Consider the following 24,208-nt stretch of genomic DNA (forward strand, 5'->3'; position numbering starts at 1 on the left):
GGATGAAAATTTATTTTTTTCCATCGAGTAAATTGTGTAAATTTACTTTCATTACGATTTCGCGCCGCCCGCTCACGCCGCATGTCCCGCTCACACCCAACCGCTCCGATCGACGCCGAACCCGCAATCGCCGTGCGCATCGAGACCGCCATGCCGTCGCTCACGCCGATTCACCGGCGCATGGGCGAGTACGTGCTGGCCAATCCGTTCCGCGCGGCGACGATGCACATCGACGAATTGGCGAACGCGGTAGGCGCGTCGGTCGCGACCGCGAACCGGTTCGCGCGGGCGCTCGGCTTCGACGGCTATCCGGCGCTGCGCGCGGCGCTCGTGCGCGGTTTCGAAGCGACCCTCGCGCCGGTCGAGCGGCTGCGCTCGGCGCAGGAGCAGGACACCGCGCTGCGCGGCGGCGAACTGATCGACGCGGCCTTCGGGCAGGCGGTCGCGAACCTCGAAGGCACGCGCGCGCGGATCGACCGCGCGAACGTCGAGGCGGCCGTCGACGCGATTCTCGGCGCGCGCCGGATCTTCATCCTCGGCACGGGCGCGAGCGGGTTCCTCGCCGGCCTGATGGAGCACGGGCTGTCGGTCTGCCATGACCACGTGCAGTCGCTCGCGCTGCTCGGCGGCCCGACGCACGCGGCGCGGCGCCTGTTCAACGCGGGGCCGGGCGATCTCGTGATCGCGATCGCGTTCCCGCGCTACGTGCAGGACACGATCGAACTGGCGCGGCGGGCCGCCGAACGCGGCGCGGCCGTGCTCGCGCTCACCGACGGCCCGGCGTCGCCGCTCGTGCCGGTCGCGTCGCTGAAGCTGTACGTGACGGCGGAGCGGCGGCTTGCCGCCACCTCCGAAGCCGCCGTGCTGGCGATGATCGAAGCGCTGATCGACGCGGTCGCGCATCGCGCGCAGCGTTCCGCGAAAGCCGCCGCGGAGATGACCGAATTCGTGCTGCCGTGGCTCACCCGGCCGCAGGCGGCGCCCGCACCCTTGCCCCGCAGTTCTCCCCGTTCGAAGAAATCATGAGCACGACCGCCGTTGTTGCGATTCACGGTGGCGCAGGCACGATCCTGCGCCAGGCGATGAATACCGAAACCGAGGCGCAATACCGCGCCGAACTGAACGCGATCCTCGCCGCCGCGCAGCAGGTGCTGGCCGACGGCGGCAGCGCGCTCGACGCGGTGAGCGTCGCCGTGCGGATGCTGGAGGATTGCCCGCTGTTCAATGCCGGCCGGGGCGCGGTGTACACCGCCGAAGGCCGGCACGAACTGGACGCCGCGATCATGGACGGCGCGACGCTCGACGCGGGCGCGGTGTGCTGCGTGACGCGGCTGCGCAATCCCGTGCTCGCCGCGCGGCGCGTGCTGGAGGCGAGCGAGCACGTGATGTTCGCGGGCCCGGGCGCCGAGGCGTTTGCCGTCGCGCAGGGGCTGGAACTGGTGGAGCCCGGCTACTTCGCGACCGAATTCCGGCACGCGCAATGGCTGAAGGCGCGCGAGGCGAACGGCACGCCGCTCGATCACGACGCGGGCGCGTCGTTCGCGTTCGGGCAGGCGCCGCGCGCGCCCGAGCCGCTCGATCCGGACCGCAAGCTCGGCACGGTCGGCGCGGTCGCGCTCGATTGCCGCGGCCATCTCGCGGCCGCGACGTCGACGGGCGGCATCACGAACAAGCAGCCCGGGCGGGTCGGCGACACGCCGCTCATCGGCGCCGGCTGCTACGCGAACGACGCGACCTGCGCGGTGTCGTCCACCGGCACGGGCGAGATGTTCATCCGCCTGGCGACCGCGTACGACGTGGCCGCGCAGATGGAATACCGGGGCGCATCGCTGCGCGACGCGGCGCACGACGTCGTGATGAACAAGCTGCCGCGCATCGCGGGACGCGGCGGGATCATCGCGGTCGATGCGCAGGGCCATGTCGCGATGCCGTTCAACACCGAAGGCATGTATCGCGGCTATGCCCGCGTGGGCGAAGCGCCGGTGACGGCGATCTACCGGGAAGAGACGGCGTAAGCCGCGGCCGCCCGGCCGACGGGCGGCGCCGCCGAACAGGAGACCTCGATGAATGCAAACAGATCCGCCACCGACCTGAGCCTGCCCGACGCGCGCGTCGTCGCGGTCGACGACCTGTCCGTCCGGTTCCGCCGCGACGGCGGCACGTTCGACGCGGTGCGCCATCTGTCGTTCCACGTCGATCGCGGCGAGACGCTCGCGATCGTCGGCGAGTCGGGCTCGGGCAAATCGGTGACATCGCTCGCGCTGATGCGCCTCGTCGAACACGGCGGCGGCGCGCTCGCCAGCGGCACGATGACGTTCCGCCGGCGCGGCGGCGCGCTGCTGGATCTCGCGAAGGCGTCGTCGGCCACGATGCGCACCGTGCGCGGCGCGGACATCGCGATGATCTTCCAGGAGCCGATGACGTCGCTGAACCCCGTGTTCACGGTCGGCGACCAGATCAGCGAGGCGATCGCGCTGCACCAGAACAAGCGCGCGGCCGACGCGCGCGCGGAGACCCTGCGCCTGCTCGACCTCGTTCGCATCCCGGAGGCGCGCCGCGTGTTCGACCGCTATCCGCATCAGCTGTCGGGCGGGATGCGCCAGCGCGTGATGATCGCGATGGCGCTGTCGTGCCGGCCGGCGCTGCTGATCGCCGACGAGCCGACCACCGCGCTCGACGTGACGATCCAGGCGCAGATCCTGCAGCTGATTCGCGGGTTGCAGGACGAAATGAACATGGGCGTGATCTTCATCACGCACGACATGGGCGTGGTCGCCGAAGTCGCGGACCGCGTGCTCGTGATGTATCGCGGCGAAAAGGTCGAGGAGGGCGCGTCCGACGCGCTGTTCGCCGCGCCCGCGCACAGCTACACGAAAGCGCTGCTGGCCGCGGTACCGCGCCTCGGCTCGATGCAGGGCACCGAACTGCCCGCGAAGTTCGCGCTGCTGAAGGTCGATGCGGCCGATCCGGCCGCCGCACCCGGCGCGCCCGCCGCCCAGCCGGCCGTCGATCGGGCCGCGCCGCCGATCCTGCGGGTGCGCGATCTGGTCACGCGCTTTCCGGTGAAAAGCGGCGCGTTCGGCCGCGTGTCGCAATACGTGCATGCGGTCGAGCGCGTGAGCTTCGAGCTGCGCGCGGGCGAGACGCTCGCGCTCGTCGGGGAGTCGGGCTGCGGCAAGTCGACGACCGGGCGCTCGCTGCTGCGGCTCGTCGACAGTCAGAGCGGCTCGATCGAATTCGACGGCCGCGAGATCAGCGCGTTGAAGGGCGCGGATCTGCAGGCGCTGCGTCGCAATATCCAGTTCATCTTCCAGGATCCGTTCGCGTCGCTGAACCCCCGGCTGACGGTGGGCTTCTCGATCATGGAGCCGCTGCTGGTGCACGGCGCGGCGAGCGGCAAGGCGGCGCAGGAGCGGGTCGACTGGCTGCTCGACAAGGTCGGGCTGCCCGCCGACGCCGCGCGCCGCTATCCGCACGAATTCTCCGGCGGACAGCGCCAGCGGATCGCGATCGCGCGGGCGCTCGCGCTGAACCCGAAGGTCGTGATCGCCGACGAGTCGGTGTCGGCGCTCGACGTGTCGGTGCAGGCGCAGATCGTCAACCTGATGCTCGACCTGCAGCGCGAACTGGGCGTCGCCTATCTGTTCATCTCGCACGACATGGCGGTGGTCGAGCGGATCAGCCACCGGGTCGCGGTGATGTACCTCGGCCAGATCGTCGAGATCGGCCCGCGCCGCGCCGTGTTCGAGGCCCCGCGCCATCCGTACACGAAGAAGCTGATGAGCGCGGTGCCGGTGGCCGATCCCGCGCGCCGCCACGCGCCGCGCCTGCTGGCCGTCGACGAGATCCCCAGCCCGATTCGCGCGGCCGGCGACGAGCCGCGCGTCGAGCCGCTCGTCGCGGTCGGGCCGGATCACTACGTGGCCGAACACCGGATCGGCGGCGCGTACTGAGCGCCGCCGCTTCGCCCGGATATTCCCGTCGACGCGGGCGCTGTTCACAACAACAAGACGAAGTTGCACTTTCCGAGCAAACACGATTCAGATCCATCCAAAGGAGCCTCTCAGATGACCACGCCGTATTCGTTTCCGTCGTTCCGCCTGCGCGCGCTGCTCGCCGCCGGCGCGGGCGCGTTCGCCCTGCTGTCCGCGCTGCCGGCCCACGCGCAGCAAACGGCGGTGATGGCCGTCGACTCGACCTTCACGACGCTCGATCCGTACGATTCGAACGACACGCTGTCGCAGGCGGTGTCGAAGTCGTTCTATCAGGGCCTGTTCGGCTTCGACAAGGACATGAAGATCGTCAACGTGCTCGCGACGAGCTACGAGGCGAGCCCGGACGCGAAGGTCTACACCTTCAAGCTGCGCCAGGGCGTGAAATTCCAGGACGGCACCGATTTCAACGCGGCGGCCGTGAAGGCGGTGTTCGACCGGGTGACGGATCCGGCCAACAAGCTGAAGCGCTACAACATGTTCCGTCGGATCGACAAGACGGAAGTCGTCGATCCGTACACGGTGAAGGTCACGCTGAAGGAGCCGTTCTCCGCGTTCATCAACGTGCTCGCGCACCCGTCGGCCGTGATGATCTCGCCGACCGCGCTGAAGAAGTGGGGCCGCGACATCGCGCTGCATCCGGTCGGCACCGGCCCGTTCGTGCTGGCCGAGTGGAAGCAGACCGACGACCTGAAGGTGAAGAAGTTCGCGGGCTACTGGAAGAAAGGCTATCCGAAGGTCGACGGGATCGACTGGAAGCCGGTGGTCGACAACAACACGCGCGCCGCGCTGATGAAGACGGGCGAGGCCGATTTCGCGTTCCGCCTGCCGTTCGAGCAGATCGGCGACCTGAAGACCAACCCGAAGGTCGACGTGATCGAGCGGTCGTCGATCGTGCAGCGCTACATCAGCCTCAACGTGCTGCAGAAGCCGTTCGACAATCCCAAGGTGCGCGAGGCGCTGAACTACGCGGTGAACAAGGACGCGCTCGCGAAGGTCGCGTTCGCCGGTTACGCGACGGCGTCGACGGGCATCGTCCCGCAGGGCGTCGACTACGCGGTGAAGCTCGGCCCGTGGCCGTACGACCCGGCGAAGGCGCGCGCGCTGCTGAAGGAGGCCGGCTATCCGAACGGCTTCGAGACGACGCTCTGGTCGGGCTACAACAACTCCACGTCGCAGAAGGCGATCCAGTTCGTCCAGCAGCAGCTCGCGCAGGTCGGCGTGAAGGCGCAGGTGCAGGCGCTGGAAGCGGGCGAGCGGGTCGCGAAGGTCGAGAGCGCGCCGGAGCCGGCGAAGGCGCCGGTGCGGATGTACTACATCGGCTGGTCCGCGTCGACCGGCGAGTCCGACTGGGCGATCAGCCCGCTGCTCGCGTCGGCGTCGTTCCCGCCGAAGCTCGTGAACACCGCGTACTACAAGAACGACGCGGTCGACAACGATCTGTCGCAGGCGCTGCAGACCACCGACCGCGCGAAGAAGGCCGAGCTGTACACCGATGCGCAGAAGCGCATCTGGGCCGACGCGCCGTGGATCTCGCTGGTGCAGGAGAAGATCGTCTACGCGCGCAGCAAGCGCCTGCAGGGCGCGTATGTGCTGCCGGACGGCTCGTTCAATTTCGACGAGATCTCGATCAAGTAACAACGGCTCGCGCCGTCGATGCGCGCGGGCGGCCGGGGACGGCCGTCCGCGCGGAACCAGGTTTAGCCTATGCTGAATTTTCTCGTCAAACGCCTGTTCGGGCTGCTGCCGACGCTGCTGATCGTCGCGGTGCTGGTGTTCCTGTTCGTGCATCTGCTGCCGGGCGACCCCGCGCGCCTCGCGGCCGGGCCGGAAGCGGACGATGCAACGGTCGCGCTGGTGCGCGCCGATCTCGGCCTCGACCAGCCGCTGCCCACCCAGTTCGTGAATTTCTTCGCGCGCATCGCGCAGGGCGACTTCGGGCTGTCGACCCGCAGCAAGCGGCCGGTGACGACCGAGATCGGCGAGCGCTTCATGCCGACCATGCTGCTGACGCTCGTCAGCATGGCGTGGGCGACGCTGTTCGGCATGGCGATCGGCATCGTGTCGGCGGTATGGCGCAACCGCTGGCCGGACCGTCTCGGCATGACGCTCGCGGTGTCCGGCATCTCGTTCCCGGCGTTCGCGCTCGGCATGGTGCTGATGGAAATCTTCTCGGTGAAGCTCGGCTGGCTGCCCGTCGTGCCGGACGGCACGTGGCGCAGCTACGTGCTGCCGTCGCTCACGCTCGGCGCGGCCGTCGCGGCGGTGATGGCGCGCTTCACGCGCGCGTCGTTCGTCGAGGTGCTGAACGAGGATTTCGTGCGCACCGCGCGGGCGAAGGGCGTGCGCGAGCCGGTCGTCGTGCTCCGGCACTGCCTGCGCAACGCGATGATTCCGGTCGTCACGATGATGGGGCTGCAGTTCGGCTTCCTGCTCGGCGGCTCGATCGTGGTCGAGGCCGTGTTCAACTGGCCGGGGCTCGGCCGGCTGCTCGTCGACGCTGTCACGATGCGCGACTACCCGGTGATCCAGGCGATCGTGCTGCTGTTCTCGCTCGAATTCATCCTGATCAACCTGACCGTCGACGTGCTGTACGCGGTCATCAATCCGACGATCCGTTTCAAGTGAGGCGCGCATGACCGCGACTGTCCAACCCACGCAGGCCAACGCCACCGCGAGCGCGATCCGCACGCCGTGGAGCGAGTTCTGGCGCAAATTCAGGAAGCAGCACGTCGCGCTCGCGGCGGGCGTGTTCGTGCTGCTGCTCGTCGTCGTCGCGATCGTCGGGCCGCATCTGGTCCCGTACGACCCGGAGAATTTCTTCGACTACGACGCGCTCAATGCGGCGCCGTCGGCCGCGCACTGGTTCGGCGTCGATTCGCTCGGCCGCGACATCTTCAGCCGGATCGTCGCGGGCACCCGCATCTCGCTGGCCGCCGGCTTCTTCTCGGTCGCGCTGGGCGCGGTGATCGGCACGTTCTTCGGGCTGCTCGCCGGCTACTACGAAGGCTGGTGGGACCGCGTCACGATGCGCGTCGCCGACGTGCTGTTCGCGTTTCCTGGCATCCTGCTCGCGATCGGCGTGGTCGCGATCCTCGGCAACGGGATGGTGAACGTGATCTGCGCGGTCGCGATCTTCAGCATCCCGGCGTTCGCGCGGCTCGTGCGCGGCAACACGCTGATGCTCAAGCACCTGACCTATGTCGAGGCCGCGCGCAGCATCGGCGCGTCCGACTGGACCATCATCATGCGGCACATCCTGCCGGGCACGGTGTCGTCGGTGGTCGTGTACTTCACGATGCGCATCGGCACCTCGATCATCACCGCGGCGAGCCTGTCGTTCCTCGGGCTCGGCGCGCAGCCGCCGACCCCGGAGTGGGGCGCGATGCTCAACGAGGCGCGCGCCGACATGGTGACGGCGCCGCACATCGCGATCTTCCCGAGCCTCGCGATCTTCCTGACCGTGCTCGCGTTCAATCTGCTCGGCGACGGGCTGCGCGACGCGCTCGATCCGAAGCTGGAGCGGCGCTGATGCGCGGCGCTTCGGACGGCGCGCCGCGCGTCGGCGCATTGCCCGCCGGACCGCTCGCGAGCATCGCGGACGTCGCGGGCGTGACGGTCGGACACGCGACGCTCGAGGCGGGCGCCCTGCAGACCGGCGTGACGGTGGTGCGGCCCCATCCGGGCGACGTGTATCGCGACAAGGTGCCGGCCGCCGCGGCAGTCATCAACGGCTTCGGCAAGAGCATCGGGCTCGTGCAGGTCGATGAACTGGGCGTGTTCGAGACGCCGATCGCGCTGACCAACACGTTCGGCGTCGGCGCGCTCGCCGACGCGCAGATCCGCGCGGCGTTCGCCGCGAACCCGGAGATCGGCCGCGCGTGGCCGACCGTGAACCCGCTGGTGTTCGAGTGCAACGACGGCTACCTGAACGACATCCAGGCGCTCGCCGTCACGCCGGCGCACTACGCGCAGGCGTTCGCCGCCGCGCAGCCCGTGTTTGCGCGCGGCGCGGTCGGGGCGGGGCGGGGGATGTCGGCGTTCGACCTGAAAGGCGGCATCGGCACGGCGTCGCGCGTCGTGCAGGCCGGGGGATTATCGTGCACGGTCGGCGCGCTGGTGCTCGCGAATTTCGGCCGGCTGCCGATGCTGACGCTCGCTGGCGTGCCGCTCGGCCGACTGCTGGCGGAGCGGCGCCGCCGCGCGGAGCAGACGCCCGATACGCAGGCGGGCGGCCCCGAACAGGGTTCGATCATCATGCTGGTGGCGACCGATGCACCGCTGTCGTCGCGCCAACTGAAGCGGGTCGCGCTGCGGGCGGCGGCGGGGCTGGCGCGCACCGGCTCCGTTTACGGACACGGCAGCGGCGACCTCGCGCTGGCATTTTCGAGCGCGTACACGGTGCCGCACGACGCGCAGCGCATCGCGCTGCCCGCGCTGCTCGCGGACGCGACGCTCGATCCGCTGTTCGCCGCGGCGGCCGAAAGCGTCGAGCAGGCGATCGTCGACGCGCTGTGGCAGGCCGTGGCCGTCACGGGGCGCGACGGCCACACGCGGCGCGCGTTGCGCGACGTCGCGCCCGATCTCGATCAATTATTGCGCGCGGCGCGCGCGGAGGCCTGATGAAAATCCTGATCTCGACCGACATCGAAGGCGTCGCGGGTGTTTTCCACACCGAGCAGACCCGTGCCGGCAATCCCGAATACGAACGCGCCCGCCGCTGGATGACGGCGGAGGCGAATGCGGCCGTCGAAGGGGCGTTCGCGGGCGGCGCGAGCGAGGTCTGGGTCAACGATTCGCATGGCGGCTTTCGCAATCTGCTGCCGGACGGCCTCGACAGCCGCACGCGCGTGGTGCTCGGCAAACCACGTCCGCTCGGCATGATGGCGGGGCTCGAGGCGGCGCCCGATCTCGTCTTCATGATCGGCTATCACGCGAAGTCGCAGACGCAGGGCGTGCTGGCGCACACGATCAACAGCTTCGCGTTCGCGCGCGTCGTGCTGAACGGAACGGAGCTTGGAGAGGCCGGGATCTACGGCGCGCTGGCGCGGGAATACGGCGCGCACGTCGCGCTGCTGTCGGGCGACGACGTATTCGCCGCCGAAACGCGGCCGCTCTTCCCGGAGGCGCGCTTCGTGACCGTGAAGCAGGCGGCGGGATTCGCGAGCGGCGCATCGATGACGCCGTCCGCCGCGTGCGCGGCGATCAGCCTGGCCGCGCGGGAAACCGTCGTGCGCGCGCGCGAGGCCGGACAGCGGGGCGAACCCCGCCGCCCGGCGGCCGCGACCTGCGAGCTGCGCACGCAAAGCACCGCGGCGGCCGACCTGTTCTGCCAGTGGCCGACGCTCGAACGCGTGGATGCCGTCACGCTCCGTTTCTCCGCCCCGTCGGTCGAGCATGCGGTACGGATGCTCAACAGCCTGTCAGCGATGTCGTTCATGCTGCGTTGATCCCGATAGCGGACGGGCGTGCCGAGGGCGGGCGGTTCCCGCTCACCCTCCTGTGCGCAGAGGCGGCGCGCGATGCCGCGCGTGCGGACATATTGACAGCCATGCGTAGCCGTGTTTTGATTGCGTCTATGTACGCCGCCCGGACCTCCCTATCGCTACGACTACTAGCCCCGCTATTCGGGCTAGGTCTGCGGCTGCGCGCTTCCAATCTGCTTCTATCCTAAAGCGCCTTCCTCCCCTGCATCACTGACCTGGCCCGGTTTTCGACCGGTGCTCGTGTTCGCCTTCAGTCCCGTCCCGGCCGATTCTCCGCCAGAACCGTATCCCAGCCGTACCCGCTGCACCTGTTTGTCGTTGCGACCGATGCCGCTTTTGTCCGGCGGTTTGCCGCGATGTCTTTTCGAACCCAGAATCCGACCGAGGACCGATCATGCTGAAGAACCCCGCTACCAAATACCGACCGTTTACGCCGATCAATCTGCCGGATCGCCAGTGGCCGACGCGCACGATCGCGCGCGCGCCGATCTGGATGAGCACCGACCTGCGCGACGGCAACCAGGCGCTGTTCGAGCCGATGGACGCCGCGCGCAAGATGCGGATGTTCAAGACCCTCGTCGCGATCGGTTTCAAGGAGATCGAAGTGGCGTTTCCGTCGGCGTCCGAGACCGATTTCAATTTCGTTCGCGAGCTGATCGAGGGCGGCCACATCCCCGACGACGTGACGATCGAGGTGCTGACGCAGGCGCGCGACGACCTGATCGAGCGTACCTTTGAATCGCTGCGCGGCGCACCGCGCGCGATTGTTCACCTTTACAACGCGACGGCGCCGGAATTCCGCCGCATCGTGTTCGGTCTCGACCGCGACGGCGTGAAGCAACTGACGGTACGGGCGGCGCGCACGATCAAGCGGCTCGCCGATGCCGCGACCGGCACCCGCTTCACGCTGCAGTACAGCCCGGAAACGTTTACGGCGACCGAACTCGATTTCGCCAAGGAAGTCTGCGACGCGGTGTTCGACGTCTGGCAGCCGACGCCCGAGCACAAGGCGATCGTGAACCTGCCGGCCACGGTCGAAATCGGCACGCCGAATTTCTACGCGGACCAGATCGAATGGATGCACCGCCATCTGGCGCGCCGCGATTCGCTGATCCTGTCGGTCCATCCGCACAACGACCGCGGCACCGCGGTGGCCGCGGCCGAGCTGGCCGTGATGGCGGGCGCGGACCGCATCGAGGGCTGCCTGTTCGGCAACGGCGAGCGCACCGGCAACGTCGATCTCGTCACGCTCGCGTTGAACCTGTACACGCAGGGCGTCGATCCGGGCCTCGACTTCTCGGGGATCAACGATGTCGCGCGCACGGCCGAGGAGTGCACGCAGCTGCCGGTGCATCCGCGCCATCCGTATGTCGGCGATCTCGTTTTCACCGCGTTCTCCGGCTCGCACCAGGATGCGATCAAGAAGGGCCTCGCGGTACAACAGCCGGATACGGTCTGGGAAGTGCCCTATCTGCCGATCGATCCGAGCGATCTCGGCCGCACCTACGATTCGATCATTCGCGTCAACAGCCAGTCGGGCAAGGGCGGCATCACCTACCTGCTCGAACAGGGCTACGGCGTGGTGCTGCCGCGCCGCCTGCAGGTCGATTTCAGCACGGCCGTGCAGCGCCTGACCGACGAAAGCGGCCACGAAGTCAGCGCCGCGCAGATCTGGACGCTGTTCCAGCAGGAATATGTCGCGAGCGATACGCCGCTGCGCTACGTCGGCCACGAATTGAGCGAGCGCGACGGGCGCGAGTTCATCGCGCTGACGGCCGATGTGCACGGCGAACGGCGCGTGTTGCGCGGCGAAGGCAACGGCCCGCTCGACGCGCTGATGAACGCGCTGCGCACGCCGCTGCGGATCCAGCACTACGAGGAGCGCGCGCTGTCGCAAGGCGCGGATGCGAAGGCGGTCGCGATCGCCGAGCTTTCGGGCGCACAGGTGCGCGGCAGCGCGTTCGGCGTCGGCATCGACGCGAACCTGACGACCGCGTCGATTCGCGCGGTGATCAGCGGGGTCAACCGTGCCTATGCGCGTGCCGACGCCGACGCCCAGCGCGGCTTCTTCGTGACCGGCCCGGTCGAGGTCGTCGCGGTCGCGTAACCGCAGTCAAAGGGAAGTAAGGCGGGAAGCAGGGCGCGGGGAGAACGGCATGCCCCGCGCCACGCGGTTCGGCATGGCGCCGGACCGCGGCCGCCCACCCTGGCCGCCGTCACGGCCGCCGCGGTCATCGCGTTTCTCCTCCACGCGCCCGTCCGGCGGCGCTTTTCTGATTTACATCAACAAACCCAGCATCGCGGCCTTCGTCGCGGCGTGCGTCTTGTTCATCGCATTGAGCTTCAGCATCGCGTTCTGCAGGTGGAACTTCACGGTGCGCTCCGCAATGCCGAAAATCCGTCCGATTTCATAAGCGGTCTTGCCGTTCGCGGTCCAGGTCAGCACCTCCCGTTCGCGCAGCGTCAGGTCGCCGCCGCCCGCCGATGCCGGCGCGCCGGCGAAGCGCGGCATCAGGTAGCCGTGCGCGGCTTGCGCGAGGCTCGCGCAGGGCGCACGCAGCGCGTCGATTTCGTCCTCGTCGAGCGGTGTCGTGTCACGCACCAGCGTCAGGATGCCCAGGTTGCCGAACCGGTCGTAGCCCGCCTGCGACCAGCCGTAGCGCAGCCCGTAGCTGGCCGCGTCGCGCCAGAAGATCGCGTCGCCGGTTTCGGCGAACGCGTTCCAGACGATCGGCCGGGGATCGTCCGCCGCGCGCCGCAGGATGGGATCGATGCCGGCATAGCCGAGCTGCGTGTAGCGGGTCTGCCATTCCTCCGGCAGGTTGCCGATGAAGTGCACGTCGGGGCGCGTGAGCGGCATCGTGCGGCGCAGCCCGTACGTGCAGTACCGGAAGCCGAGCCCCGCGGCGGCGGCGGCCAGCGGGGCGAATGCCGCATCCGCCGTGTGTGTGCGTTGCAAATGGTTGAAGCATTCGTTCAGTGTCGTCAGGTTCATTTGTTTTTCCTCGTATGGCCACGGCGCCGGTCCGTCTTGCGGCCGGCGCTCATCCTGTTCTAAAGGACAGTTTTGATGCGGGTGCGATGCCTGTTTAATGACGCTTATCGTTTCATGTCCTGCCACCGTTCGAGTTGCTGGAGAGCCTCCATGCCGGTTCTGTCGCTTGCTTCCGTCCGGATTCCCGCTGCGCGCGTGGCGGAACGTCCGCCCCCCGTCGTCGGGCGTCCGTAGCCGCTTTCCCGCGCGCAGTCGTCGTCGCGCCCCGATTTTCCGATTTCCCGATTTCACATCAGGAAGGTCCCCATGCAGAGCGTTATCGACGTGTCATCCCCGCCGTCCGCCGCGGCCCGCGCTTTCTCGGCAGGCGGTATCCGCCCGGCACCGGCGCCGCGCCCACCGGCCGCCCGTGTCGCGTGCCAGCTTCCGCACGAATACGCGCCGCACGCGCATCTGCACGGCCAACTGCTGTTCACGACGCGCGGCGTGCTCGTGCTCGACGTCGAGGGCAAGCGCTGGATCGCGCCGCCGCTGCGCGCGCTCTGGATTCCGCCGCGCGTTGTCCATGCGATGCGCCTGCCGGACGACGTACAGCTGTGCTCGTTCTATTGCGGGCCGGCACTGTGTGCGCGCATGCCGTCGACGCTCTGCGCGATGGCGGTGTCGCCGTTGCTGCGCGAGCTGACTGCCCGCGTGACGAACCTGCTCGACTATAGCTGCGACGACGGCGACGCGCTTGCGCAGTTGATCGCCGACGAACTGCGCGTCCAGGCGCAGATGCCGCTGGCGTTGCCGATGCCGGTCGACCGCCGCTTGCGCAAGCTGTGCGAACGGCTGCAACGCGAACCGCACTGCGAACTGCCGCTCGACGAACTCGCCCGCGAAGTCGCGCTGAGCCCGCGCCATCTCGCGCGATTGTTCCGCTCCGAGACCGGCATGAGCGTCGCCGCCTGGCGCCAGCAACTGCGCCTGTCGATGTCGCTCGTGCTGCTCGCGGGCGGCATGCCCGTCACGCAGGCGGCGCACCAGGTCGGCTATCGCAGCCCGACCACGTACGCCGCCACCTTCAAGCGGACCTTCGGCGTGGCGCCCAGCCAGTACTTCGCGGCGGCGGGCGCTCCGGCGGAGGGGGTATCGGCGGCCAGCCTCCCGGCGACCACCGCCAAGACCGGCGGCCTCCCGGCGACCGGTCTTCCGGCGGCCACGTCCCTCGCGGTCGCCGCCTCGGCGCGGTGAATGCGCGGCTCAGACTGCCTTGGGTCGCGGCACCCGCTCGAACGCCAGGTTGATCGCGTGCACGATCTCGTCGACTTCCTTGCGGTTGATGACGAGGGGCGGCGCGATCGCCAGGCGGTTGCCGAGCGAGCGGATCAGCACGCCGGCGTCGCGCGTCGCGTCGGCAAGCGCCGCCGCGTAGCCGTCGGACGGATCGATCGGCTCGCGGCTCGCCTTGTCCTTCACGAGGTCGATGCCGACGAGCAGGCCCTTGCCGCGCACGTCGCCGACCGCCGGATAGCGATCGACGAGCGGCTGCAGGCGTTCGAGCAGATACGCGCCTTCGCGCGCCGCGTTGCCGGTCAGATCCTCGTCGACGATGATCTGCAGGTTGGCCAGCGCGGCCGCGCAGACGATCGGGTGGCCCGCGTACGTGTAGCCGTGCATCAGCGTGCCGATGCCGGCCGGGTTCGCGGCGAACGCGTCCTCGATGCGCCGATTGAGCACGGTCGCTCCGAGCGGCAGGTAGCCGGACGACACGCCCTTCGCGAGACACATGATGTCGGGCGCGACGCCCCAGCCGCGGCTGCCGAACAGCGAACCGGTGCGGCCGAAGCCCGTGACGACCTCGTCGGCGATCAGCAGCACGCCGTGGCGATCGCAGACCTCGCGCACGAGCGGCCAGTAGTTGGCCGGCGGGACGATGATGCCGCCCGTTCCCTGGACCGGTTCGGCGATGAACGCGGCGACCGTGTCCGGACCCTGGAACACGATTTCGCGTTCGACGAGCGCGGCGCACAGGCGCCCGAGCTCCTCGGGATCCTGCGTGAACGGGTTGCGGTAGATCCACGGCGTCTCGACGTGGAAGCAGCCGGAGAGCATCGGCTCGTAGTTGCGCCGGTACGCGGTGTTGCCGGTCACCGAGTTTCCGCCGAAGTGCGAGCCGTGGTAGGCCTGGCGCAGCGCGATGAACTTGGTGCGCTCCGGCTGGCCGACCACCTTCCAGTATTGACGCGCGATCATCAGCGCCGCCTCGACGGCGTCGGAGCCGCCTGAGCCGAAGATTACCCGACGCATGTCCTCCGGCTGCAGCATGCCGACGATGCGGCTCGACAGTTCCTCGGCGCGCGGATGGCTGAAACCCGCGAACACCGGGTGATATTCAAGCTCGTCGAGCTGCTTGACGATCGCTTCCTTGATTTCCGCGCGGCCGTGGCCGACATAGACGTTGAACAGCGAGGCGACGGCGTCGAGGAGCGGCCGTCCGGTGTCGTCGTACAGATAGCAGCCTTCGCCGCGGACGATGCGCACGGGCGGGCGGCTGGCGGCGAGCGGGTGCTGACGCGGATGCCAGAAACGCGATTCGGAATACGACATGACAAAACTCCGTAATGAGACGTTGATAGGGGCGCCATTCGACGCAGATGGAGCAGATGACGCGGAAAACGGCCGAGACTTTCAGTCGGCGAGTACGGCGGATTGCGGATCGAGCGCGCCGAGGCTGCCGAGCGGCGCGAACGGATCGTCGAGCGCGGCGCGCATGAACGTCAGGAACCGGGTGACGTGGGCGTTCAGTTCGTCGCGCCGGTAGTACTGCGGGCTGGCGTCGAAATCGAAGCGGAGCGGATCGCCGTTGCGGCGGTCGATCAGGTTGACCATGAAATCGTCCGTGGTGCCGACGGCGAGGTTGTGCGGCGTCAGGGTGCAGTCGCCGAAGCGCAGGTCGAAGTCGAACGACATGATGTTGATCTCGGGACCGAATACGCCCTGGCCGTTGTCGAGCGAGGTCAGTTCGCGATGCAGGTCGCCCATCCGGTAGCGCTGGTGGCGGCTCAGTTCGCCCATTTCGCGATGGGCTTGCCGGCACAGGTCGTCGAGCGTGTGGCTCGGCTCGACATAGAGCCGCAGCGGCAGCATGTTCGCCATTTCGCTCGGGGTGCGCCGCTCGCGCGGCGACGTGCGCGACATCGCCGCGACCGACAGGATGATGTCGTGCGCGCCTGTTTGCAGGAACAGATACGCCGCGGTCAACGCGGTGAAGAGCCTCGGCACCGTCGAGTTGAACAGCTGTTTCGCGACGTGCTCGATGCGGGCGCGCTCCTCGCTCGAGACGATGCGCGTCTCGCGGAGATCGGCCAGCCCCTCGCGCTCGGGGAGCAGCGCCGGTCCGGCAAGCGTGACGGTGCGGGGCTGGTCGGCGAACCGCTCGAGCCAGTAGCGCCGGTCCTCCGCGTATTGCGGGGAGGACCGGTAGGCCCGCTCGTCTTCCAGCAGCTCGGCCAGCGTGCCGAAGTTCACGGGCGCCGGTTCGGTGCCGGCCGTGAGCGCGTTGTAGATGTCGGCGATGCGCGACGTGAGCAGGGTGACCGAATAGCCGTCGATCAGGATGTGCGCGTAGCCGTAATACCAGTAATGCCGGTCGGGCGCGATGCGGAACAGCTTGTAGCGGAAGAACGGCCCGTGCGCGAGCACGGTCAGGCTGGCGAGATGGGCGCGCATGTCGGCGAGCGCGACGGCGTGGGCGTCCGGCTCGCCGGCGAGATCGGCGTACTCGAGCGTCCAGGCATCGGCCAGCGCGGCGTCCAGCTCGCGCACCGGTGCGCCGTCCACTTCGACGATACGCACCGTGTGCAGCGTCTGGGCTTCGCGAATGCCCTGTCGCAGCGCGCGTTCGAGGAGCACCCGATCAAGCGAACCGCGAATCTCGATGTATTCGGCCGCATAGATATTCGTGGAAGGCGCGGCATACCCGCAGGCGGCTTCCCAGAAATCGAGCTGAGGAGCGGAAAGGGGTAATTTCAGCGGCGATACAGGCACGGCGTTCTCCTGGAAATTTCAATCCGGTTGATTTTGTTTCTGAAAAAAAGAACAATGAATCCACGAATTAATAATATTGCCTGATTTTTATAAGGTTTTATCGTCCAATTGGCCGGGCGTATCCTAATCAATGAAAAGCTCGGCTGTCAATTGCACCCCTCATACCTTGAGTATTTCCCGAAAACGTTGTCGAGAAAGGTTTCTGGAGGCGCGTATTTCGTCTGGTCTGGAAATGATATGGAAATGTCCGATTTGAATAGGCGCCCACTGATAAACCTATTTAGCATCTCATCCGCATATCGAGACGCCTTTTTCGGCGGATGTGCGAAAAAGACACGAGAGGTTTTTTAAGCGATTTCCGCCGGTGCATCGCCGGTGGAAGCAAGGCGGAAGCCATAAGGAGAGTGCTGTGAATCAACTGGAATTGCTGGAAGGGAAAATCGCTGAGCAGCACGAGCGACTCGCGCATCATCCGGTGTTCGGATCGATCCGTACGGTGGAAGAACTGCGCGTGTTCATGGAATGGCACGTGTTTGCCGTGTGGGATTTCATGTCCCTCGTCAAACGCCTGCAACTCGACCTGACGACGGTTTCGGTACCGTGGATCGCTCCGCGCAATATCAATGCCGCGCGCCTCATCAACGAAATCGTGCTCGGCGAAGAGTCGGATGAAACGCCGCGCGGCTATATGAGCCATTTCGACCTGTATCTGCACGCGATGCGCGATGTGGGCGCATCGACGTCGCGCATCGAGGAAATGATCTCGCTGCTGCGCTCCGGTTTCTCGGTATCCGCGGCATTGAAGGCCGTCGACGCGCCGGCGCCGGTGGTCCGCTTCGTCGAGGCGACGATGGCGACCTGCACGAACGGTGCGACGCACCAGGTGCTCGGCAACTTCTTCTATGGCCGCGAGAACGTCATTCCCGACATGTTCCGCACGCTGCTCGACGAATGGAAGATCGAGCGCTCGTCGATTCCGCTGCTCGTGTACTACCTCGACCGCCACATCGAAGTGGATTCCGGCGAGCACGGTCCGGCCGCGCAAGCCATGATCCGCGAAGCGGCGGACGGCGATGCGGCGCGTCTCGAACAGGCGCTGTCGGCCGGTCTCGAAGCGATCGACGAACGCATGCAGCTGTGGGACGGGCTGCTCGCGCATCTCGATCAGACGCGCAACGTGGTGACGGCATGAACGCCACTGTGCTGACGGAGCGGCTCGTCGATCTGACGCAGCTGCACTGGGAGCATCCGCCGCACTTCGACGCCGGCATCGATCAGGTGGTGCTCGTCGACACGCTCGACGAGCGTGCGAAGCGCGGCGTCCGCACGCGGATCGTGCGCTTCGGGGAGGGCGCGCAAACGCGCGTGCCGTTCCTGCACGACTATCACGAGGAGGTCTACCTCGTGAGCGGCGACCAGAGCCGGCTCGACAGCGTCACGCTGGAGCGTCGCGAGCGCTACGAGGAAGGCAGCTACTTCGTGCGGCCCGCCGGCACCCAGCATGGCCCGTTCGGCAGCGAGGCCGGCTGCGTGCTGCTTGAAATCCACTATTACGGCACCTGAGAGGAAACACGATGACGATCACAGAGAAATACGTGAGTCACGTCGACCGCTGGGAGGCGCGCGCGACGGTCCGTTCGCGACCGCGGCGCGTCGTCGAGGACGACGAGCTCAGCTACTACCCGATCGAGCGGCAGCCGCTGTGCGCGCATCCCGCGATCGTCGACGCGGGCGACGCGGTACGCGACTTCGTGCTGCTGCAAAGCTTCTACAAGTACATCAACGACGTGATCATCTTCGAAACGGAGATCGTCAACGCAACCGCGCTTCGCATCGCGCGCGGCCGCTTCGCGCACGATTTCCCGTTCGCCTGCCGGCAGGACGCGATGACCGTCGTGATCGACGAGGACTATCACGCGTACGTCGCGATGGACTATCTGAGCCAGGTGGAGTCGACGAGCGGCATCGCGCCGCTCCCGCCCAACGGCGAGATCGAGCTGTCGCGCGCGATTCCGCGCGCGGTGGAGCGGGTCGGCCCGCAGTATCGCGACGGCATGGAGCTGCTGTGCGTCGCGATCTCGGAAAACACCGTGACGGCCGAAGTCGCGGCGTTCTCGCGCGACGCCACCCTCAAGCGCTCCGTGAAGGGCGTGATGGCCGATCACCTGGCCGACGAGGGGCGTCACTCGGCGTTCTGGATCAATCTCGTGAAGCTCTATTGGTCCGAGATCGACGAGACCGCCCGCGTGGCGCTCGGCGAAGGCCTGCCGTGTTTCCTGCGCGAATACCTGAGCGCGGAGCTGCAGCTGCAGTTCGACCGTCGTCTGATCGACGCGCTCGACCTGCCGGCCGAGACCCGCGCGCAGATCGCGAACGACATGGTCGGCTCGTATCCGATCACGAGCCAGCATCCGATGATCGTCAACATCCGCCAGTTCTTCCGGATGAGCGGTCTGCTGGATCACGCGCCGACCCGCGCGGCGCTGGCCGACTACCTATGAGCACCGAGCAATGAAAGCGATCACGATTGCGATCGGCGGGCAGACCCGCCTGGCGGCCCGGCTTGCCGCCGACCTCGAGGAAACCGGCCATACCGTGTGTATCGCCGACGGCCGCGACGGCCCGCTGCGGGATGCGGGCGACGCGCTGCTGCTGCCCGTGCCGGCGCCCGCGGCGTTGCGCGAGCGGGCCGGCTGGCTGATCGTCTGCGGCGCGCTGGATCCGTCCGTGCCGTGCGCGGACGCCCGGCCGCTGCGCTGCGCGATTCTGGCCGATGCGCCGGCGCCGAGCCGGGCGCGGATCGAATGGCGGACCGAACTCGAAGCGGGCGACTGGCGCGTGCTGGCCGACGACGCGCTCGAATTCGACACGCTCATGTCCGGCGCGGATCTCGCCGACGCGATCGGCCAGTGCGCGGTGGAGCTGATGCACGACATCGCGAGCCGGATCGCCCGCGATCTGTGCGACCCGGCCGCCGCGCCGCGCGTCGCGCCCGCCGCGGCCGGCGAGATCGAACTCGATCTCGAACGGCTGGCCGGCTGGCACGCGTCGAACGGCGCGGCGGCGGTCTACGCATGCGAGCCGTCGTTGCCCGACATGGTGTCGCGCGCCGCGGCGGCCGCGCCGGACGCGCTCGCGCTGACGGCGGCCGACGGCAGCCTGACCTACGGCGCGCTGGTCGGCCGCGCGGCGCGGTTCGCGCGGCATCTCGCGCAGTCGCCGTCGATGCCGCCCGTCATCGCGGTGCGGCTCGACAAGGGTGTCGCGTTGTACCCGGCGCTGCTCGGCGTGCTGGGCGCGGGTGCGACCTATGTCCCGCTCGATCCCGCGTTTCCGGCCGAGCGCATGCGGATGATCCTGCGCGAATCGGGCGCCGGGGCGATCGTCGCCGACGAGAGCCTCGATCCGTCCGTGCTTGACGGCCTTGACGTCGAGATCCTCCGTTACGAAGCCGATCCGCGCGCCGATGCCGAACCGGCGCCGGCCTGGCCGATCGAGCAGGATGCCGCGCGCGCCGGGCGCTGCGCGGTCGCGATCTACACGTCCGGTTCGACGGGCGTGCCGAAGGGCGTGATGCTGTCGCACCGGAACATCGTGCATTTCTGTCACTGGTATCGCGAGCACGTCGAGATGGATGCGACGTCGCGCGTCGTGCAGTTCTCGACGATCGCGTTCGATGCGTCGCTGCTCGACATGTTTCCGACCTGGCTCGCGGGCGCCACGCTCGTCGTGCCGACGGATCTCCAGCGCCGCGAGCTGGACGCGCTGAGCGCGCTCGTCGCGCAGGAGCGAATCACGCATGCGTTCCTGCCGCCCGCGCTGCTGGCCGCGCTGCCGGACAGCGACTGGCCGAGCCTCGCGCATCTCGTCACCGGCGGCGATGTCTGCGATCCCGACACGATCGCGCGCTGGAGCGCGGGCCGGCATTTCCACAACATCTACGGACCGACCGAATGCACGGTGCTCGCGACCACCGCGCAGTTGCGGCCGGGCGACAACAATCGCCGCATCGGCTGGCCGATCGCGAACGTGCGCTGCTACGTGCTCACGGAGAGCGGCCGTCCCGCGCTGACCGGCGAGGAGGGCGAGCTGTGCATCGCCGGCGAGGGCGTCGGGCTGGGTTATCTCGGGCAGCCGGAGCTGAGCGCCGAACGCTTCGTCGTCGACCCGTTCGCGTCGCCGGACGAGGCGCTGGCGGGCGCGACCATGTACCGGACGGGCGACATCGCCTACTGGGATGCCGACGGCTCGCTGCGCTATGTCGGACGCCGCGACACGCAGCTCAAGATCCGCGGCTTCCGCGTCGAACCGGGCGAGATCGAGAACGCCGCGCTCGCGGCGGGGCTCTACCGGCAGTGCGCGGTCGTCCCCGACGAGCGCAAGCGCATTCGTCTGTTCGCGGCCAAGCCGGTCAGCGCGGCGGCGACGCCCGACGCGCTGCGCGCCGCGCTGGCGGCCGCGCTGCCGGACTACATGGTGCCGTACGACGTGACGGCGCTCGACGTGCTGCCCGCGACGCCGAACGGCAAGATCGACCGCGCCGCGCTGGCCAAGCTGCCGCTGTCGCGCGCCGCGGCCGACAGCCACGCGCCGCCGGAAGGCCCGCTCGAAACGCGCCTTTGCGCGATGTGGGCGGCGTTGCTGGAACTCGAACCCGACGAGATCGGCCGCGAGGATTCGTTCTTCGAGCTGGGCGGCCATTCGCTGCTGATATCGAAGCTGATGCTCGCCGTGAAGCGGGAGCTGGCCGGCAATGCGCCGCTTGCCCGCTTCATGGAGCAGCCGACCATCGCCGCGTTGGCCGCGCTGCTGACGGACGGTTCGCTGCAGCGCGGCTCGAACGTGCCGGCGCGCGTGCATGACGATCGCCGCCTGGCCGACGACGTCCGGCCCGCGCCGGACCAGCCGTCGGGCGAAGGCCCGGGCGCGGTGCTGCTGACCGGTGCGAACGGGTTCCTCGGCACCTTCCTGCTGAGCGAGCTGATCGCGCGCACCAACCAGATCGTCTACTGCGTCGTGCGCGGCGCCGACGATTCGGAGGCGAGCCGCCGGCTCGACGAGGCGGCGTTCATCAACGGCCTCGGCCACCTGTGCGGGCATCCGCGCGTGCGCGTGGTCTGCGGCGATCTCGGCGCGCCCCGGCTGGGCCTGTCCGAAGCCCTCTGGCGCAAGTTCGCCGACGAAGTGGGCGCGATCTATCACAACGGCGCGCACGTGAACCACGTGTACGACTATCCGTACCTGTTTGGGGAAAACGTGGGCTCCACGCTCGCGTTGTTACGCCTCTGCTGCATGGGGCGCCGCAAGGCGCTGCACTACGTCTCGACGCTATCCGCGGCGAGCGCGACCGACGCGGCGGGCCGCCTGATAGAGGCCGGCCCGTCCGACGCCGGACCCGCGTTCGTGAACAACGGCTACAACCTGACGAAGTGGGTGTCCGAACACCTCGTCGCGACGGCGGCCGAACGCGGAATCGACGCGACGATCATGCGCCCGGGCAACATCACCGGCCATACCGCGACCGGCCTGTGCCAGCCGGGGCGCAACCGGATCCTGCTGCTGCTGAAGGGCTCGCTGCAGCTGGGCCACGCGCCGCTCGTCGGCGATGCGGGCGGCCTGTTCGACGTGAGTCCCGTCGACTATCTGGCGCGGGCGATCGTGGCCTGCGCGCTGGACGGCGAGCGGCGCGATCTCGTCTTCAACCTGCACAACCCGCTGCCGCTCGACTGGGCGGGCTACATGCGCGCGCTGGTGCGGCACGGCTACCAGCTCACGCTGGAAGATCCGGATACGTGGCGTCAGCGCCTGCTGTCGATCGACGAATCGAATGCGCTGTTCGACGTCGTCGCGTTCTATCTCGACGACCGGCAGGACGACATCGGCGACATGTCGACGATCGACCACATGCGGACCGAAGCGGCGCTGCGCCGGCTCGGGGTCGCTTATCCGGAGAAGGACGAGCAACTGCTCGACGCGCATTTCGGCTACCTGATCGACAGCGGCTTCCTGCCGTCGCCCGATGCCTCCGCGCGTGACGCGGACGCCGAGCGGCGCGACGCGGAACCGGCCTGGTGATGCACGGCCGCTTGACCATTCAACGTTTAACCCAAGGAGAAACCATGCTGCAACGTACCGCTTCCGAATACCGCCCGTCGACGCTCGTCTATGCGCCGCAAACGCCGATCGTGTCGGGCTCGGCCGAGCTTGACGTGCCCGCGCGCGATGCATGGCGGGTGGTCGGCGATTTCGCCGGCTTCTCGCAGTTCATCACCGGCCTCGAGCGCACCGAGATGACGGGCGAAGGCGTGCGCTCGCTGCGCAGGAAGATCTTCGCGGACGGCAATCTCGTGATCGAGCAGTTGAACAGCCACGACGACGAGGCGATGGTGATGACGTGGAGCCTCATCTACACGACGTTCGACATCGGCAATCTGTGGGCGCTGATGCGCGTCGAGCCGCGCGGCGAGCGCGCCTGCACCGTGACCTGGGACATCGCGGGCGAGCCGTCGCACGGCGGCGCCGCCCGTCAGCCCGAGTTCGAGGCGTTCGTCGCGGGCTTCCTCGACATGGCGATGACGAACCTGCGTGCGCTGTTCAAGCAGCAGTAACGCGCGCGAGCGCCGCGCCGCCCGACGCGCGGCGCTCACACCGCCTCGGCCGCGCAAGCGGCCGAGGCGGGCGCGTCGTCCTCATCCCGGGCGTACGCGAATGCGATGCGCAGCTCGTGTTTCATGAAGTCGACCCACGCGCGCGTTTTCGCGTCGAGGTACTGGCGCGACGCATACAGCAGGAAGATGCCGATCTCGTTGAGCCGGTACTCGGGCAGCACGCGCTGCAGCGCGCCGGAGCGCAGATCCTCGGCGGCGACGAAGCTGGGCAGCAGACCGATGCCGATGCCCTGGCGCACGGCGATCGCGAGCGATGTCGCGACATCCACCGTCAGCACCGGATCGAGCGGAATCACTTCGGTCTCCGATCCGTTCGTGAAAGTCCACGCGCGCTCGTCGTAGGCGGGCGCGACGAGCTGCAGGCAGCGATGCTCGGCGATCGCCTGAGGTGAATCCGGCACGCCGTGGCGCGCGAGATACGCGGGCGATGCGCACAGCACGCTGTGGATCTTGCCCACGTCGATGGCGATCTGGTCGGACGCGGGCAGGCTGGGCATCGCCACGACCGCGACGTCGTAGCTGTCGCGGATCAGGTTCGGCAGGTTCGGCGCGAGCGTGAGATCGACGCTGACGTCCGGATAGCGCGCCTGGAAACGCGCGGCGAGCGGGATCACGAAATGATTGGCGACGCTCGCGCTGCTGTGCACCCGCAGCCGTCCGCGCGGATGCATGCGCGCGCCGCGCGCCTCGCGCTCGCTCGCGTCGATCGCGTGAACGATGTCGCGCGTTCGCGTGAGATAGCGCATGCCCGCCTCGGTGAGGCTCATCGAGCGGGTCGTGCGGTTGAGCAGGCGGATGCCGAGATGGCTTTCGAGGGACGCGATCGCGCGGCTCACCTGCGGCGTCGTGAGCCCGAGCTGCTTGCCCGTTTCGGTGAAGCTGCCCGCGTCGGCCAGCGTGACGAAGGCCTGCATGCTTTGAATCAGATCCATCGGCGTGACGGGACAGACCCGTGCAGTCGTAGTGCGATAGCTTGACTGTAGCGGCCGCGCCGGCACGAGGCGCGCGCGCATCGTCGATCGATCGTCGAGAAAA

The 24,208-nt window shown here is 68.3% G+C and carries 19 protein-coding genes; 15 read left to right on the top strand and 4 right to left on the bottom strand.

From position 1 onward, the window contains the following. The first annotated feature begins 81 nt into the window (after nucleotides 1-81). From RZR99_RS01365 to leuA, 9 genes are all read left to right on the top strand, one after another. Nucleotides 82-1,026, top strand: a complete 945-nt coding sequence (locus RZR99_RS01365; RefSeq protein ID WP_323117917.1) for a MurR/RpiR family transcriptional regulator — start codon at nucleotides 82-84, stop codon at nucleotides 1,024-1,026. Beyond that, nucleotides 1,023-2,015 (top strand): isoaspartyl peptidase/L-asparaginase family protein, encoded by a 993-nt coding sequence (locus RZR99_RS01370; protein ID WP_323117918.1) that lies wholly within the window; start codon nucleotides 1,023-1,025, stop codon nucleotides 2,013-2,015. The genes RZR99_RS01365 and RZR99_RS01370 overlap by 4 nt, the downstream gene beginning before the upstream one ends. Nucleotides 2,016-2,063: 48 nt before the next feature. After that, nucleotides 2,064-3,953: a dipeptide ABC transporter ATP-binding protein gene (locus RZR99_RS01375; RefSeq protein ID WP_323117919.1), complete on the top strand. Its 1,890-nt coding sequence runs from the start codon at nucleotides 2,064-2,066 to the stop codon at nucleotides 3,951-3,953. Nucleotides 3,954-4,067: 114 nt separating this feature from the next. Then, the gene (gene gsiB, locus RZR99_RS01380) at nucleotides 4,068-5,630 is read left to right on the top strand and encodes a glutathione ABC transporter substrate-binding protein GsiB (RefSeq protein ID WP_323117920.1); all 1,563 of its coding nucleotides are present in this window, start codon (nucleotides 4,068-4,070) and stop codon (nucleotides 5,628-5,630) included. 69 nt (nucleotides 5,631-5,699) lie between these two features. Beyond that, on the top strand, nucleotides 5,700-6,620 hold the full coding sequence (gsiC, locus tag RZR99_RS01385) for a glutathione ABC transporter permease GsiC (protein WP_323117921.1): 921 nt from the start codon (nucleotides 5,700-5,702) through the stop codon (nucleotides 6,618-6,620). Between the two features lie 7 nt (nucleotides 6,621-6,627). Then, complete coding sequence (gene gsiD, locus RZR99_RS01390; RefSeq protein WP_323117922.1) at nucleotides 6,628-7,524, top strand: glutathione ABC transporter permease GsiD; 897 nt, start codon at nucleotides 6,628-6,630, stop codon at nucleotides 7,522-7,524. Continuing rightward, nucleotides 7,524-8,615: a DmpA family aminopeptidase gene (locus RZR99_RS01395; protein ID WP_323117923.1), complete on the top strand. Its 1,092-nt coding sequence runs from the start codon at nucleotides 7,524-7,526 to the stop codon at nucleotides 8,613-8,615. The genes gsiD and RZR99_RS01395 overlap by 1 nt, the downstream gene beginning before the upstream one ends. Next, entirely contained in the window at nucleotides 8,615-9,442 is an 828-nt protein-coding gene (locus tag RZR99_RS01400) for a M55 family metallopeptidase (protein WP_323117924.1), read from the top strand. Before RZR99_RS01395 ends, RZR99_RS01400 begins: the two co-directional genes overlap by 1 nt. A gap of 430 nt (nucleotides 9,443-9,872) precedes the next feature. Continuing rightward, on the top strand, nucleotides 9,873-11,585 hold the full coding sequence (gene leuA, locus RZR99_RS01405) for a 2-isopropylmalate synthase (RefSeq protein WP_323117925.1): 1,713 nt from the start codon (nucleotides 9,873-9,875) through the stop codon (nucleotides 11,583-11,585). Nucleotides 11,586-11,756: 171 nt separating this feature from the next. On the opposite strand, the gene RZR99_RS01410 is transcribed toward leuA, so the two are convergent. Further along, on the bottom strand, nucleotides 11,757-12,473 hold the full coding sequence (locus tag RZR99_RS01410; protein WP_323117926.1) for an autoinducer binding domain-containing protein: 717 nt from the start codon (nucleotides 12,471-12,473) through the stop codon (nucleotides 11,757-11,759). A gap of 306 nt (nucleotides 12,474-12,779) precedes the next feature. Between RZR99_RS01410 and RZR99_RS01415 the strand changes: the two genes are divergently transcribed. Next, nucleotides 12,780-13,709, top strand: coding sequence for an AraC family transcriptional regulator (locus RZR99_RS01415; protein ID WP_323117927.1), 930 nt, complete (start codon nucleotides 12,780-12,782; stop codon nucleotides 13,707-13,709). Between the two features lie 9 nt (nucleotides 13,710-13,718). Here RZR99_RS01415 and RZR99_RS01420 read toward each other — a convergent pair whose 3' ends face one another. Then, complete coding sequence (locus RZR99_RS01420) at nucleotides 13,719-15,065, bottom strand: aspartate aminotransferase family protein (RefSeq protein WP_323117928.1); 1,347 nt, start codon at nucleotides 15,063-15,065, stop codon at nucleotides 13,719-13,721. Nucleotides 15,066-15,146: 81 nt separating this feature from the next. Beyond that, nucleotides 15,147-16,505, bottom strand: coding sequence for a condensation domain-containing protein (locus tag RZR99_RS01425; RefSeq protein WP_323117929.1), 1,359 nt, complete (start codon nucleotides 16,503-16,505; stop codon nucleotides 15,147-15,149). A gap of 409 nt (nucleotides 16,506-16,914) precedes the next feature. Between RZR99_RS01425 and RZR99_RS01430 the strand changes: the two genes are divergently transcribed. From RZR99_RS01430 to RZR99_RS01450, 5 genes are read left to right on the top strand one after another with little or no spacing between them, the layout of a single operon-like run. Next, nucleotides 16,915-17,697 (top strand): DUF3050 domain-containing protein, encoded by a 783-nt coding sequence (locus RZR99_RS01430; RefSeq protein ID WP_323117930.1) that lies wholly within the window; start codon nucleotides 16,915-16,917, stop codon nucleotides 17,695-17,697. Then, complete coding sequence (locus tag RZR99_RS01435; RefSeq protein WP_323117931.1) at nucleotides 17,694-18,068, top strand: cupin domain-containing protein; 375 nt, start codon at nucleotides 17,694-17,696, stop codon at nucleotides 18,066-18,068. The genes RZR99_RS01430 and RZR99_RS01435 overlap by 4 nt, the downstream gene beginning before the upstream one ends. An 11-nt stretch (nucleotides 18,069-18,079) precedes the next feature. Beyond that, on the top strand, nucleotides 18,080-19,006 hold the full coding sequence (locus tag RZR99_RS01440) for a diiron oxygenase (protein WP_323117932.1): 927 nt from the start codon (nucleotides 18,080-18,082) through the stop codon (nucleotides 19,004-19,006). A 10-nt stretch (nucleotides 19,007-19,016) separates the two neighbouring features. Then, entirely contained in the window at nucleotides 19,017-22,580 is a 3,564-nt protein-coding gene (locus tag RZR99_RS01445) for an amino acid adenylation domain-containing protein (protein ID WP_323117933.1), read from the top strand. A 44-nt stretch (nucleotides 22,581-22,624) separates the two neighbouring features. Continuing rightward, a complete protein-coding gene (locus RZR99_RS01450) occupies nucleotides 22,625-23,113 on the top strand; it encodes an SRPBCC family protein (RefSeq protein ID WP_323117934.1) in 489 nt (162 codons plus the stop codon). Between the two features lie 35 nt (nucleotides 23,114-23,148). On the opposite strand, the gene RZR99_RS01455 is transcribed toward RZR99_RS01450, so the two are convergent. Then, a complete protein-coding gene (locus RZR99_RS01455) occupies nucleotides 23,149-24,105 on the bottom strand; it encodes a LysR family transcriptional regulator (protein WP_323117935.1) in 957 nt (318 codons plus the stop codon). Nucleotides 24,106-24,208: the final 103 nt, after the last annotated feature.

It is taken from the genome of Burkholderia alba, assembly GCF_034721475.1.
In the GTDB taxonomy this organism is placed as follows: Bacteria; Pseudomonadota; Gammaproteobacteria; order Burkholderiales; family Burkholderiaceae; genus Burkholderia; species Burkholderia alba.

Bases quoted from the DNA above. Each gene is read 5' to 3' on its own strand.
- gsiC (WP_323117921.1), top strand. From the start codon at position 5,700: ATGCTGAATTTTCTCGTCAAACGCCTGTTCGGGCTGCTGCCGACGCTG.
- RZR99_RS01395 (WP_323117923.1), top strand. From the start codon at position 7,524: ATGCGCGGCGCTTCGGACGGCGCGCCGCGCGTCGGCGCATTGCCCGCC.
- RZR99_RS01375 (WP_323117919.1), top strand. From the start codon at position 2,064: ATGAATGCAAACAGATCCGCCACCGACCTGAGCCTGCCCGACGCGCGC.
- RZR99_RS01415 (WP_323117927.1), top strand. From the start codon at position 12,780: ATGCAGAGCGTTATCGACGTGTCATCCCCGCCGTCCGCCGCGGCCCGC.
- RZR99_RS01370 (WP_323117918.1), top strand. From the start codon at position 1,023: ATGAGCACGACCGCCGTTGTTGCGATTCACGGTGGCGCAGGCACGATC.
- RZR99_RS01410 (WP_323117926.1), bottom strand. From the start codon at position 12,473: ATGAACCTGACGACACTGAACGAATGCTTCAACCATTTGCAACGCACA.
- RZR99_RS01450 (WP_323117934.1), top strand. From the start codon at position 22,625: ATGCTGCAACGTACCGCTTCCGAATACCGCCCGTCGACGCTCGTCTAT.
- leuA (WP_323117925.1), top strand. From the start codon at position 9,873: ATGCTGAAGAACCCCGCTACCAAATACCGACCGTTTACGCCGATCAAT.
- RZR99_RS01365 (WP_323117917.1), top strand. From the start codon at position 82: ATGTCCCGCTCACACCCAACCGCTCCGATCGACGCCGAACCCGCAATC.
- gsiB (WP_323117920.1), top strand. From the start codon at position 4,068: ATGACCACGCCGTATTCGTTTCCGTCGTTCCGCCTGCGCGCGCTGCTC.
- RZR99_RS01435 (WP_323117931.1), top strand. From the start codon at position 17,694: ATGAACGCCACTGTGCTGACGGAGCGGCTCGTCGATCTGACGCAGCTG.
- RZR99_RS01440 (WP_323117932.1), top strand. From the start codon at position 18,080: ATGACGATCACAGAGAAATACGTGAGTCACGTCGACCGCTGGGAGGCG.
- RZR99_RS01455 (WP_323117935.1), bottom strand. From the start codon at position 24,105: ATGGATCTGATTCAAAGCATGCAGGCCTTCGTCACGCTGGCCGACGCG.
- RZR99_RS01420 (WP_323117928.1), bottom strand. From the start codon at position 15,065: ATGTCGTATTCCGAATCGCGTTTCTGGCATCCGCGTCAGCACCCGCTC.
- RZR99_RS01445 (WP_323117933.1), top strand. From the start codon at position 19,017: ATGAAAGCGATCACGATTGCGATCGGCGGGCAGACCCGCCTGGCGGCC.
- RZR99_RS01400 (WP_323117924.1), top strand. From the start codon at position 8,615: ATGAAAATCCTGATCTCGACCGACATCGAAGGCGTCGCGGGTGTTTTC.
- gsiD (WP_323117922.1), top strand. From the start codon at position 6,628: ATGACCGCGACTGTCCAACCCACGCAGGCCAACGCCACCGCGAGCGCG.